At 60.3% G+C, this 13,138-nt stretch carries 11 protein-coding genes; 5 read left to right on the forward strand and 6 right to left on the reverse strand.

What is annotated here, in order from left to right; all coding sequences use genetic code 11:
* Positions 1–7 precede the first annotated feature (7 nt).
* The 3 genes from leuC to VNT00_RS14815 are packed head-to-tail and all read right to left on the reverse strand — an operon-like array spanning position 8 to position 3,323.
* A complete protein-coding gene (gene leuC, locus VNT00_RS14805) occupies positions 8–1,429 on the reverse strand; it encodes a 3-isopropylmalate dehydratase large subunit (RefSeq protein WP_325588808.1) in 1,422 nt (473 codons plus the stop codon).
* 55 nt (positions 1,430–1,484) lie between these two features.
* Positions 1,485–2,450, reverse strand: coding sequence for a hydroxymethylglutaryl-CoA lyase (locus tag VNT00_RS14810; RefSeq protein ID WP_325588810.1), 966 nt, complete (start codon positions 2,448–2,450; stop codon positions 1,485–1,487).
* Between the two features lie 15 nt (positions 2,451–2,465).
* On the reverse strand, positions 2,466–3,323 hold the full coding sequence (locus VNT00_RS14815; RefSeq protein ID WP_325588812.1) for a fumarylacetoacetate hydrolase family protein: 858 nt from the start codon (positions 3,321–3,323) through the stop codon (positions 2,466–2,468).
* Positions 3,324–3,433: 110 nt separating this feature from the next.
* On the opposite strand from VNT00_RS14815, the gene VNT00_RS14820 reads away from it, so the two are divergent.
* Positions 3,434–4,381 carry a LysR family transcriptional regulator gene (locus tag VNT00_RS14820; RefSeq protein WP_325588814.1) on the forward strand — a complete coding sequence of 316 codons (948 nt, stop codon included), beginning with the start codon at positions 3,434–3,436 and terminating at the stop codon, positions 4,379–4,381.
* 21 nt (positions 4,382–4,402) lie between these two features.
* Here the strand turns inward: VNT00_RS14820 and VNT00_RS14825 are convergent, their stop codons facing one another.
* Positions 4,403–5,602 (reverse strand): FAD-dependent monooxygenase, encoded by a 1,200-nt coding sequence (locus VNT00_RS14825; RefSeq protein ID WP_325588816.1) that lies wholly within the window; start codon positions 5,600–5,602, stop codon positions 4,403–4,405.
* Between the two features lie 373 nt (positions 5,603–5,975).
* Here VNT00_RS14825 and gtdA point away from each other — a divergent pair, with 373 nt between their 5' ends.
* From gtdA to VNT00_RS14840, 3 genes are read left to right on the forward strand one after another with little or no spacing between them, the layout of a single operon-like run.
* Entirely contained in the window at positions 5,976–7,025 is a 1,050-nt protein-coding gene (gene gtdA / locus VNT00_RS14830) for a gentisate 1,2-dioxygenase (protein WP_325588818.1), read from the forward strand.
* Positions 7,026–7,064: 39 nt separating this feature from the next.
* Positions 7,065–8,321, forward strand: a complete 1,257-nt coding sequence (locus tag VNT00_RS14835) for an ABC transporter substrate-binding protein (RefSeq protein WP_325588820.1) — start codon at positions 7,065–7,067, stop codon at positions 8,319–8,321.
* 37 nt (positions 8,322–8,358) lie between these two features.
* A complete protein-coding gene (locus tag VNT00_RS14840; protein ID WP_325588822.1) occupies positions 8,359–9,405 on the forward strand; it encodes an aromatic ring-hydroxylating dioxygenase subunit alpha in 1,047 nt (348 codons plus the stop codon).
* Between the two features lie 47 nt (positions 9,406–9,452).
* Here the strand turns inward: VNT00_RS14840 and VNT00_RS14845 are convergent, their stop codons facing one another.
* Both VNT00_RS14845 and VNT00_RS14850 read right to left on the reverse strand, forming a co-directional pair.
* Positions 9,453–10,886, reverse strand: coding sequence for an MmgE/PrpD family protein (locus VNT00_RS14845; protein WP_325588824.1), 1,434 nt, complete (start codon positions 10,884–10,886; stop codon positions 9,453–9,455).
* A gap of 156 nt (positions 10,887–11,042) precedes the next feature.
* The gene (locus VNT00_RS14850) at positions 11,043–11,729 is read right to left on the reverse strand and encodes an FCD domain-containing protein (RefSeq protein WP_325588870.1); all 687 of its coding nucleotides are present in this window, start codon (positions 11,727–11,729) and stop codon (positions 11,043–11,045) included.
* 394 nt (positions 11,730–12,123) lie between these two features.
* Here VNT00_RS14850 and VNT00_RS14855 point away from each other — a divergent pair, with 394 nt between their 5' ends.
* Positions 12,124–13,098, forward strand: a complete 975-nt coding sequence (locus VNT00_RS14855; protein ID WP_325588826.1) for a D-2-hydroxyacid dehydrogenase family protein — start codon at positions 12,124–12,126, stop codon at positions 13,096–13,098.
* Positions 13,099–13,138: the final 40 nt, after the last annotated feature.

The following is a 13,138-nucleotide window of genomic DNA, read 5'->3' on the forward strand; positions in this document are numbered from 1 at the left end:
TTGCTCCTTACCAGTTCGTTATGTCGACAAAGCTGCCGGCGATGGCGGCAGCCGCGGCCATGGCGGGGCTGACGAGATGCGTGCGCCCTCCCGCCCCCTGCCGGCCCTCGAAGTTGCGGTTGGAAGTCGAGGCACAGCGTTCGCCTTTTGCCAGGCGATCGGCATTCATGCCCAGGCACATCGAACAGCCAGGCTCGCGCCATTCGAAACCCGCAGCGGTGAAAATCGTATCCAGGCCCTCGCGCTCGGCCTGCTCCTTGACCAGGCCCGAGCCCGGCACCACCAGCGCCTGCTTGATGGTCGGCGCCAGGCGCCTGCCCTTCACCATGGCGGCCGCGCTGCGTAGATCCTCGATGCGCGCATTGGTGCAGGACCCAATGAAAACCTTGTCGAGCTGTATTTGCGTCATGGCCTCGCCCGGCTCCAGGCCCATATAGGCCAGCGCCGATTCCATGTTGCGGCGCCGCACGGCGTCCGACTGCAACGCGGGATCCGGAACGCTGCCGTCCACCGGCACGACCATCTCCGGCGAGTTTCCCCAACTGACCATGGGGCGCAAACAGGTGGCGTCGACCTCGAGGGTTCGGTCGAATTGCGCGCCCTCGTCGCTGTGCAAGGTTCGCCAGTACGCCATCGCCGCGTCCCAGTCCGCGCCCTTGGGGGCCAGCGGCCGGCCTCTTACGTAATCGATGGTCTTGTCGTCCACGGCGATGAGGCCGACTCGCGCGCCCGCCTCGATCGCCATATTGCACAGAGTCATCCGGCCTTCCATGGATAGCGAGCGGATCGTGCTGCCGGTGAACTCGATGGCATAGCCAGTCGCCCCCGCCGTTCCCACCTGCCCGATGATCCAGAGAATCAGATCCTTTGCCGTGACGCCGCGTGGAAGCTCGCCATCGACGTTGATTTGCATGGATTTCATCCGGCGGATGGACAGGCATTGCGTTGCCAGCACATGCTCGGCCTCCGACGCCCCGACACCGAAAGCCAGGGCCGCAAAAGCCCCATGCGTGCTGGTGTGCGAGTCTCCGGCGACCACGGTCGTGCCGGGCAGCGTCGCGCCCTGTTCCGGGCCGATGACATGAATGATGCCCTGGCGCTTGTCGCCCAGCTTGTATTCGGTGATCCCGAACTCGTCGCAGTTTTTCGTAAGCTGCCTGACCTGAATGCGCGACAGGGCGTCGACGATGCCCGCTTCGCCCGACACACGTTCCGCATGAGCCGTCGGGACGTTGTGGTCGGCCGTCGCCAGCACGGTTTCGGGGCGTCGCACCTTGCGGCTCGACAAGCGCAGCCCCTCGAACGACTGCGGGCTGGTCACGTCGTGCACGAGCTGGCGGTCGATGTACAAAAGGGAAAGACCGTCCGACGTCTCGTCGACCAGATGACGCTGCCAAAGCTTTTCGAACAAGGTCAATGCTGCTGCCATGGTATTCAACCCGCTAAAGGAAACTGGAAGCCGCGCACGGTGCTGCGACGGTGGATCAACGGCATGAAGGGCTGGCAGCCTGCCTGGCATTGCCCTGCCCGCCTGGCAACGGATAGCGCCGGGTCGACGGACCCGCCTTCACCACTTGCCCGGGGATGTCATGCTTGACCATGGCGGGCAAAAGCCTTGCCAGTTCGAGCAGGCCCTCCAGATCGACGCCGCTTGCGTAGCCCATGGCGTTGAACATGTGCACCAGATCCTCGGTGCAGACATTGCCGCTAGCCCCCGGCGCGAACGGACAGCCGCCCAATCCGCCGAGCGAGGCGTCGAAGCGGTCGATGCCCGCCCGCAACGCGGCCAATGCATTGGCCAGGCCCATGCCGCGCGTATTATGAAAATGCGCCGTGAACACCAGGCCGGGCCAGCGATCGCGCACCACCTGGCAAACCTCGCTGACTTGCCGCGGATTCGCGACACCCGTCGTATCGCATAGCGTGACGCCCTGCATGCCGATATCGGCGAACCGGTCGACGATGTCCAGCACCCGCGCCAAGGGCACATCGCCTTCGAACGGGCAGCCGAATGCCGTGGACAGCGAGGCGTTCAGGAACGCCTTGCCGTCCACCGCCCTGGCGATTTCGGCGAACTGATCCAGCGATTGCCCGGACGTCATGCGCAAGTTGGCCATGTTGTGGCTTTGGCTTGCGGACATCACCATATTGACTTCGTCCACCTTGCAGGCCAAGGCGCGCTCACAGCCCCGCATATTGGGCACCAGCGCCGCATACTGAACTCCGGGAACCCGGTCGATCCGGCACATCACGGCTTCGGCATCCGCCAGGCCCGGAATGGCCTTGGGCGACGTGAACGACGTGACCTCTATCTTGGCCACCCCGGTGCGGCTCAACGCATTGATCAGTGCGATCTTCTGTTCGGTGGGAATGAACTCCGGCTCGATCTGGAATCCATCCCGCACCGACACCTCGTGAATGTAGACGCGGGAACTCTCGGAGGAACTCATGGCCGGCCCCGTGCGCTATGCGGCCCGGACGGCAACTTCCATGCGTCCGATCTGGTCGAATTCCGCAACGATGAGGTCTCCGGCGTGCACCGGGCCCACGCCTTCGGGGGTGCCGGTAAAAATGACGTCGCCCGGATGCAGGGTATAGAAGGAGGAGGCAAATTCGATAAGCGCCGGAATGTCCATGAGCAAGTCCCGGGTGTTCGCGCTTTGCCTGACTTCGCCGTTGACCGTAAGCTGGAAATCCAGGCTGGTCGGGTCGGGAAGTTCGTCCGCCGTGACGAACCAGGGGCCCAGCACGCTGTAACTATCGACCGACTTGCGCAGGCTGCGCTCTTCGGGGCCGCGCACGGTCATGTCCAGGCCTATGCAATAGCCCGCGATATAACTCCATGCATCGGCGCGGGAAATTCCAACCCCCGGCTTGCCGATGACCACCGCCAGTTCGATTTCGTGATCGTTGCGCCGTTCGGGGTGGCGTATGGCCACGCCTTCGCTGGGCCCCGCCATGGAGCTGTTCGCTTTCAGGAACAGCCCGATGCGCTGGATTTCCTCGATCTTGCCGTTGTGGTGGACACCCGCATCGGCGCGGGCCTCTTCAAGATGCTTGGTGTAGTTTACCGGGGCCGCCACCAGCTTGCCGGGATTGGCAATGGGGCTGAGCAACTGCACGTCTTCCAGGGCCAGCCGGGCGGCCGACGGCAGAAGCTCATCGATGCACTGGCGCACCTGCCCAAGATTGGCAATGAATGGATCGAAACTTGGCAGTGGATAACGGCTGGACGGCAAGACATCCAGTGCCGCCGTAACATCGAAAACCGACCCGCCATCGACCACTCCCAGGCGATCCTTGTTAAACCGACATATGCGCATGATGTATCCTCGTTAGAAAAATCATTCTCTGGCATTGCTAAGGCAGCCACAATGCCCTACCCTTAATAGCCTGAATTGCCTTTTTAAATACAGTCCGCAACCCACATCCCATGGCCAACCTCGACCTGTCGGATTTCCTCATCCTGAAGGAAATCTATAAAACCCGAAGCGTCTCGGGCTCCGTCAGCCATGTGGGCCTGAGCCAACCCGCCATCAGCGTGCGCCTGGGCAATCTGCGCACGCATTTCTGCGACCCGCTATTCGTCAAAACCCCAGAGGGGATGATGCCCACCCCCCTGATGCAAACCCTCATCGCCCCCATAGAACAGTTCCTGGATCTGCTTGGGCCGAATCGCGGCCAGCTCGTCCACTTCGACCCTGAAAGCTCGCTGCGCAGGTTCCAGCTGGGACTGAGCCATGTGGCCCAAATAGTCATGCTGCCCGAACTGCTGACCATCTTCGAATCGGCCGCGCCGCACGTCCAGATCGACTCCACCGACCTGAACGACCAAACCCCCCTGGCCATGGCGCAAGGCGAAATCGACCTTGCAATCGGCTATGCCGCGGAAGTGAACACGGGTTTCTACCAACAGCGGCTGTTCGCCGAACATTACTCCTGCATTGCCAGAAAAGAGCACCCGCGCCTTACCGGCCAAACACTAAGCACCGAGCAGCTCCTGAAAGAAGAGTATCTGTCTCTCGTCGCGCCTGGCACCGGCCATTCGTTGCTGGACAAGCATTTGCACACCCAGGGCATAAGCCGCACGATCAAGCTCCGGGTCTCCTCGTTCCTGGGGCTCGAACAAATGATCGTCGCCACCAACCTGCTGGCCATCGTTCCCGCCCGCCTGGCCAATACGCTGGCCAAGAGCGGCAGGGTAAAGGCCTTCGAAATCCCTTTCCCCACCCCCGTCTACGAAGTCCGGCAATACTGGCACGAACGCTATCATCACGACCCGGCCAACCGCTGGCTGCGGCAAATCATTTTCAATACCTTCGTCGACCTGCCTCCGGTTGATCCGGCGCAAGACGGCGATCCCGCGGACAACCAGCACTAGCGTCCGCCACCGCTCGGCGCATCAGGCCGCCGCCCCGCTGACGACGGGATTGGTGCCGCCATTCCAGATCCAGTCCAGGCACTTGTAGGAGTCCTCGGAAGTCCGCCCTTCCAGCCGCATGTTGCGGACGTCGCGCTCGATGCCTTCTTCGTGATAGAACTTCCAGACGTCCCGGCACTCCAGCTGCATGCGCGCCGTACGCATGGCGCGCCGCTTCGAGAACTCGGCGAAAGCGCGTTCATAATCGTACTGCTCGAGCAGGTTGGTAATGCAACCGGCGTCTTCGATGGCCATGCCCGCGCCCTGCGCGTACGACTGCAGCACCGGGTGCGCGGCATCTCCCAGAAGCACGACACGGCCCCGGTTCCATTGCCGAACCGGGTTCCGGTCGGCGATCACCCAGCGCCGCTCCAGATCCATCAGGGCAAGAATGCTCTTCAAGGCCGGGTGGGCGTTGGCATAGACGTGCTGGACGTCTTCTTCGTGGGTCACGTACTGGTCGCCGTGATTGGGCGCCGGATCCTTGAACACCGCGACGATGTTGAACAGCGTGCCGTGCCGAAGCGGATAGTGCACCACATGGTAGCCGGGCCCGCCCCACAGGACGACGTCCTTCTTGTGGGGGAAGTCGGCGGGGATGTCCTTCATGTCGACGATGGTTCGATGCGCGACATAGCCGATGGGGTGCAGCTTGTCGTTGACCAGGGCATCGCGGATCCGGCTCTTGAGGCCGTCGGCGGCGATCAGCGCCGCCCCTTCGAAAGTGCGGCCGTCGGCGCAAGTGACGCGCACGCGGTCGCCCAGATCCTCGTGGCTGGTCACGCAGGCGTTCACCGTGATCTCGACGCCGGGCGCCTTGAGGCATTCGTCAAGCAGGACATTATGGATGTCGGCCCGATGCACCACGACGTAGGGATTGCGGAAACGCTGCTTGTAATCCGGGGTCGTCACGGGAATGTCGATCAGCGTCTCGCCGCTGTCCGCGTCGGTCATGACGACGGAATCCGGGAAGTCGGCGATCGCCCTGACGGCGTCGCCGACGCCTAGGCGGTCGAAGACGTTGAATACATTGGGGCCCAGCTGTATGCCGTAGCCGATGGCGGAAATTTCATGCGCCTGCTCCAGCACGTGGACGGAACGGCCTTGACGGGACAAGGCGATGGCTGTCGTGAGACCACCCAGACCGCCCCCCGAAATCAAAATGGTGTCAGACGTGCTCAACACTGTCTCCTTTATCGTAATGGCATGAAAAGCCGCCGCAAAACCTGGCAGGCTTGTGGCGCCATCGTCGGTGATTTGCTCGCCGACCGTCAATAAAGCAGTGTTGATTGCCGCTATTGGGAATTCGAATACGCAACGCCCACGAACGCCGGAAGATCAGAGATCTGTTAACGCCTCTCGAACGGCTCGGGCTGAAAGGGGGGGCCGCTACCTGCTGGCGAAAGGAGTATTTAAAAATGCGATAAGCCTTATCAAGATTGCCTTATTGCCCACATGAGGACAATGGCCCAGACTGAGCTCGACATCCGCGGGAACCCGCATGGGCACACACGCCGCACCCGGGAAAACCCGAATCAACGCCAAGGAAGACAAAATGGAATTGTTGTCGCAAACGGATAAACCCGCATCGTCTGAGCGCCAGTGTTTCTACGAGAAAATCGGCGGCGCCAACGTGACCCCGCTATGGGAAGTGCTGCACGGCATCATCACCGCCAAGCCCAATACCCCCTGCCTGCCGCATCTATGGAAGTGGCAGCAAATGTGGCCCTGGCTGCTGGAAGCCGGCAGCCTCATCACCGCCCAGGAGGCGGAGCGGCGCGTTCTTGTGCTGGAAAACCCCGGCCTGCGCGGCAAGACCCGCATCACGCACAGCCTTTACGCAGGGCTGCAGCTGATCATGCCTGGCGAAATCGCTCCGGTGCACCGCCACTCCCAGTCGGCGCTGCGCTTCATCCTGCAGGGGCAGGGCGCCTACACGGCCGTCAACGGCGAGAAAGTCACCATGAGCGTCGGCGATTTCGTCATTACCCCCTCCTGGGCCTTTCACGACCACGGCAATACGTCCGACGAGCCCATGGTCTGGCTCGACGGGCTGGATCTGCCCATCGTCGAAGTGCTCGATGCGCAATTCATGGAAAAGGGCCAGGGCCTGTTCCAGCAAACCAGCCAAAGCGCCAATACCAATCTTGCCAGGTTCGGCAACACCATGAAGCCGGTCGAGTACCAGGCGCGCTCTCACACTTCGCCGCTGTTCTGGTACCCCTACGATCGCACCCGCGAAGCGCTCGAAACCCTAAGGGTCAATGACGAGCCGCACGCCTGCTGGGGCCATAAGCTGCAGTACACGAACCCGATCACGGGCGACTGGGCCATTCCCACCATGGGCACGTTCATGCAATTGCTGCCAGCCGGGTTCGCCGGCGCCCCTTACCGCTCCACCGACTCCACCATTTACGCCGTCGTCGAAGGACAAGGCCGGTGCCGTATTGCCGATCAGGTTCTCGAGTTCGGTCCCAAGGACGTGTTCGTCTGCCCCTCCTGGATGCCTTACCGGCTTGAGGCGGACAGCGACACGGTGATGTTCAGCTATTCCGACCGGCCGGTGCAACAGGCACTGGATCTCTGGCGCGAAGCCATGGAATAGCCAAAGCGGCTTTCATAACTAAAACCTCGGAGACTCTACATGCAAAACGCATCCCCCACGCTTCGCCGCCTGCGCGGCCTGCTCGCCCAAGACCGCGCCACGGCAACGTCGAAACAAAAGCGGTCTTTCCTGCAAGTCACGGCAATCGCCGCCGCGCTGGCGCTGGGCGGCCTGCCGGTCGGCAACGCCGCGGCCGCACAGGACACCTTCAAGGTGGGCCTCATCCTGCCGATGACCGGACCGTTCGCCTCCACCGGACGGCAAATCGAGACCGGCGTGCAAACCTACCTCAAGCAATTCGGCACTGAAGTGGACGGAAAGAAAGTCGAGATCGTGCTGCGCGACGACGCCGGCGATCCCGCCAACACCAAACGGCTGGCCCAGGAACTGCTCGTCACTGGCAAGGTCAACGTGCTTGCCGGATTCGGCCTGACGCCGCTGGCCCTGGCCGTCGCGCCCATGGCCACGCAAACCAAGACGCCCATGGTCATCATGGCGGCCCAGACCCTGGTCGTCATCAATGCCACGCCCTATGCCGTCCGCACCAGCGGCACCATTCCCCAGGTAACCATGGGCACCGCCGTGTGGGCCGCCAAGCACGACATCAAAAAGGTCGTCACGCTGGTCCCCGACTACGCGCCGGGCTACGAGTCGGAAAAGGCCTTCAAGGAATTCTTCAGCGGGTCCGGCGGGCAGATCATCGACGAAATTCGCGTGCCGATGGCCAACCCCGACTTCGCACCTTTCCTGCGCAAGGTTCGCGACCTGAAACCCGACGCCCTGTATGTGATGCTGCCGGCCGGCCCCGGCGCAGCCCTTCTCAAGGAATACGCGGCGCGCGGCCTGGCCAAGGCGGGCATCAAATTGCTGGCCCATGGCGCTGTCACCGATGACGACTATCTCAATTCAGCCGGCGACGAAACGCTGGGCACCATCACATCGGACTACTACTCGGCGGCCCATCCTTCCGCCATGAACAAAAAGTTCGTTGCCGACTTCGAGAAGCTCAGCAAGGGCAAACGGCCCAATTTCTTCGGCGTGGCGGGCTACGATGGCATGCACGTCATCTATAACGCCATAAAGACCACCAAGGACATAAAAAGCGGCGATGCCCTGCTGGCCGCCATGAAGGGCCAAAGCTTCGAAAGCCCGCGCGGGCCGGTTACACTCGATCCCAAGACCCGCGATTTCATCCAGAACATATACGTGCGCAAGGTGGAACGCGTCGACGGCCAGCTGTACAACGTCGAGTTCGACACCATCAAGAACGTGCTGAACACGGGCAAGACCGAATAGACGCAAACCACTCTGCAACCAGCTTAAGGAGCCAATCATGTTTCTCAAAAATGCCTGGTATGTTGGCTGCACGCCGGATGAAATCGACGGAAAACCCTTGGGCCGTCGAATCTGCGGGGAAAAGGTCGCCTTCTTCCGGGGGCCGGAAAACAAGGTCGCCGCCGTCGAGGACTTCTGTCCTCACCGCGGGGCGGCCCTGTCCCTGGGCTTCGTCCAGGACGGCAACCTGGTCTGCGGGTACCACGGCCTGGCCATGGGCGCCGACGGCAAGGCCGCCTCGATGCCCATGCAGCGCGTGGCGGGCTTCCCCGCCAACAAGACCTTTCCGGTGGTCGAGCGCTACGGTTTCATCTGGATCTGGCCCGGAGACCCCGAACTCGCGGACGAATCGCTCATTCCCCACCTGGAATGGGCGGACAACCCGGACTGGGCCTATGGCGGCGGCATGTACCATCTGAATTGCGACTATCGCCTGATGATCGACAACCTCATGGACCTGACCCACGAAACCTACGTCCATCCGGAAAGCATCGGCCATCACGCCATCGACAAGGTTCCCGTCAACACGGTCGTGCAGGGCGATAGCATCGTTACCAGCCGGTACATGAGCAATATCGTCGCCCCGCCCTTCTTCCAGCTGCAATTGCGCTACAACGGCATGCCCGCCGACGAGCCCATGGACCGATGGCAGATCTCGCGATTCACGCCTCCGGCCAACATTCTGATCGACGTCGGCGTCGCCTTCGCGGGCAAGGGCGGCTTCGAGGCCGCTCGCGAGGACAAGATCGGCACCATCGTGGTCGATTTCATGACCCCCGAAACCGAAACGTCCCACTGGTATTTCTGGGGCATGGCGCGCAACTGGAAGCCGGACGACGCCGAAATCACGGAGATCATCCGTCAGGGCCAGGGCAAGATCTTCCACCAGGATCTGGCCGTGCTGGAAGCCCAGCAAAAAAACCTTTCCGAGTATCCGGGCCGTCACCTGCTCATGCTGAACATCGACGCGGGCGGAGTGCAGTCGCGGCGCGTGCTCGAAAGGCTGGTCAAGAAAGAGAACCTGGCGGACATCGAAACCGCCTGAACCCCATCCTGGGAGCGTCCTCTACCCTCGCTCCCAGTACCCCGCCATCATGTCGCATCGCCGAAAACAAGCTGGCTGGTAAGCGCCGATACATCGGGCAGCTTGTCTATGGTCAACACCGTTTCAGCCAGCCGCGCCTGCCGCTCGGCGTCAAGCACACCTTCTGCGCAGATACGGAATTTTTCTTCCACATCGGCATCGGTCATGGGCTTGTCCGGACCCCCACGGTAGTTTTCGTCAGCCCATTGGATCAGGGTACGGCCATCGTCAATGTCCACTTCGATGCGCGAGCGAATCTTGTCGTATCCTTTGGCATCGATTTCAAGATCGTTGTGCAATTCAACAAGACCTTGCATTGCCTGCATTTCCGGCGACTGGATGAAGGCATCACTGAACTCATGATGGCTGGCGCGCCCCTTGAGCACCAGCATGGCCAGTAGCGCGGGCATCGAAAATTTAGCCTCGAGGTGAGTCCGTGCCAGCGGATACCGGATTGGTTCGAGAATATTCTTACCCGCATGCAAGCGGATCGCCCTGACTCGACCAGCCTTCAGACCATGCTGCTGGATCAACGCCAGCATGGCATCCATGGTCTGGTGGGTAAGAATGCCGGAAGGAAACGGCTTGATGCTGACGCCAGGCTCTATGATGGTAAGGATTCGTCCGAAACCTTCCCGCGCTTTCGACTCATCCAGGCCCTCTCCCATAACGGAGAAAAACCCCCACGGCCCATCAAGGGCCTGAGAGTCGGCCGTGTACCCGCGAGCGGCAAGCAATGCAGCGGTAACCCCGTTTTCCGCCGCCCTACCGACATGCAGCGGCTTGGTCATCGTGCCGAAATTGACGCGGATCCCCGCAGCCAGGCTTGCTGCAATGCCCAGCGCATTGGCGGTTTCCTTACGGCCAAGGCCGAGCAATTTTGCGGCCGCTACACATGCTCCGAAAGTGCCTACGGTCCCACTGGAGTGATGTCCGCGACGATAATGGCGCGGCCGCATCCACTCGGAAATCTTGCACTCGACTTCGAATCCGGCCTGGAATGCAAGCATGAACTGCCGGCCGCTCACCGCACCGATACGCTGCGCCACCACGATGGCGGCAGTCAACGGCGGCACGGTGGGGTGGGTCAACAGCCCGTATATATGCTCAGGATCCCTCGACACTTGGGTGTCGTCCCAATCATGCGCATGCCCTGCCGTTCCCAGTACGCGCGCCGCCAGAGCGGCGGGTACCTTGATGTCGCCCGCACCCAGCAATAGTGCTTCAGGCCGCCCTCCTTGCTCTCTGGCCTGCTCAACCAGAATACGCGTGCACGGCTCAGAGGCACCAGCCAGATATAAACCGACGGCGTCGAGCATGCAGCGGCGTCCAATTTCAAGCGCCTTTTCAGGCAGCATTTCGTAGGAAAGTTGATCTATGAAATCAACGGCCTGAACGGTAATCCCGGGCAGCGGCTGAGTGGATGGGCTTGGCACGATCATTTCGGATTTTCCCCAAAAATGAAAACAGTTATATATGGTTTATTGATATTTGATTGTTTATTGTCGACAATAATATAGGTGACAATTCTTATAAAGCGAAGCATCCAAACGCAAGCTATTGGAATTGCCCACGCTCAAAAAATGGAGAACCCAGAGTCAAGCCGTCGCGGTATTGGCCGGCTGTGGCACCTGCAAAGACTTCATGAGCCGTTCTTGACCGCGCCTTACGTGCTCGGTCATGGCAAGAGCCGCCCGATCTGGATCTTTGGTAGCCAAAGCATCCACAATCAGCTGGTGCTCTTGATTCGACACGGAGAATCCCCCTCCCCGCGTCAAACCCCTACGCCGGATAAGTAGTGTTTCGTTCATGAGCCGGCGGTAGATTTCCAGCAGCTTCTGATTACCCGCCATTTCGGCGATACGATCATGGAAGCTCATATTGAGGGAAAAATATTCCTGAATATTCCCGCTGGAATAACAACGTTCCATGGCAACGATCCGCCCCTGCAATTCACTGATTTGGCCTTCTGTTATTTGGGGAGCCAGTATGCGTCCGATCAGATCATCGAGCCCAGCACGAACTGTATAGATCTCTGTCGCTTCCGGGATGCTGATTTCACGGACATACACGCCTCGATTGCGGGTAAAGCGAACGAGCTTGGCTTCTTCGAGCCCCCGAAAAGCCTCGCGGATGGGGCCTCGGCTTACGCCCAGTTGCAAAGCGAGCTCAGCTTCACCGAGCTTGTCGCCAGGTTCGAACGTACCGTCGAGAATCATTCGGCATATTTCTTGTTGAATAGCCCCAGGAAGGGAACTAGACCGAAGTATGCGCAACGTCGACACGTCGTTATTCAAGACTATCTCCTAGACTCGCTCTCATTTTCGTCGAACGGCAAGTTTGGATGCGCGGTTCCATGCATATGGGCGCAAAGTGTCCAGCGCGCTGGAAACCGCACCCCAAATACTCTTTGTCACTGGCACAACCGTCGATTTTATCAAGTTTCCCTGCTGGTATTAGACGCCGCCAGCCCAATTGAATGGTCGTACGGCCATTTCGCAAGCCATTACCACCATAAATCATGATGCTTCAAGAGCAAGCATTGCCTGCATCTTCCCTGAGCGTATATTAACTCAATAAACATATTGTAGACAATAGTATTGAAAACATTTTGATTACCGTGTAGATTAATCCCTAGGAGTCAAGCAGCGGCACAAAAACACCATCTCGGAGAATTGCATGGGGACACGCAAACTCGCAATCCTGGACGACTATCAAAATGCGGCGCGAACGGCGGCGGATTGGTCCGCCATCCAGCAGCACGTGGATATTCAAGTATTCACACAGCCCTTTTCCAGCGAGGACGATGCCGCCGAAGCCCTGCGTGATTTCGACATGATCGGCTTATTGCGCGAGCGCACACCCCTTCCGGCCTCCCTTATTGCCCGACTCCCAGCCCTGAAGTTCATCTGCGCCACTGGAACGCATAACCGTACGCTGGATTTAGCGGCGGCGCACAAACACGGGATCACGGTGTCCTGCACACGCAGCGGGTCCAGTGAATTTCCGACAACCGAACTAACCTGGGCCTTGATCCTCGCTGCGGCCAGGCACCTGCCGCAAGAGGATCGCGCGCTGCGTTCGGGAAGGTGGCAAACAACGCTTGGCTCCACCCTGAATTCAAAAACCCTGGGCATTGTCGGGCTTGGCCGCATTGGTCGACAGGTAGCACACGTCGGACGCGCCTTCGGGATGAACATTCTTGCCTGGAGCCCTCGCCTGACTCCCGAACGCGCGCAGGAAAGCGGCGCCTCCCTGGCCACCAAGGACGAGCTTTTCAGCCGCAGCGACGTCATCAGTCTGCACGTCGTGCTCAACGACGCTACACGCGGTCTCGTCGGTGCAACGCAGATCCAACGCATGAAGCGAGGCGCGCTTCTCGTCAACACGTCTCGGGGCCCTCTCATCGACGAAAAAGCGCTGATCGAGGCGCTCGAAGCCAGGAAAATCAATGCCGCACTCGATGTCTTTCATCAAGAACCTCTATCACCAAGCCACCCCCTCCTGTCTCTGGACAACGTGGTGCTTACCCCCCATCTAGGCTTTGCCGTGCAGGAGGTGTACTCCGTCTTCTATCACGATATGGTCGAAAACATTTCCGCCTATCTCGCGGGGCGGCCAATCCGGCTGCTCGACGATCCATCAACCCACTAGTCACTACAGACGGAGGAAGACGCTCTTCAAGCAGAAGACA

Source organism: Eoetvoesiella sp., assembly GCF_035555955.1.
GTDB lineage: Bacteria > Pseudomonadota > Gammaproteobacteria > Burkholderiales > Burkholderiaceae_B > Eoetvoesia.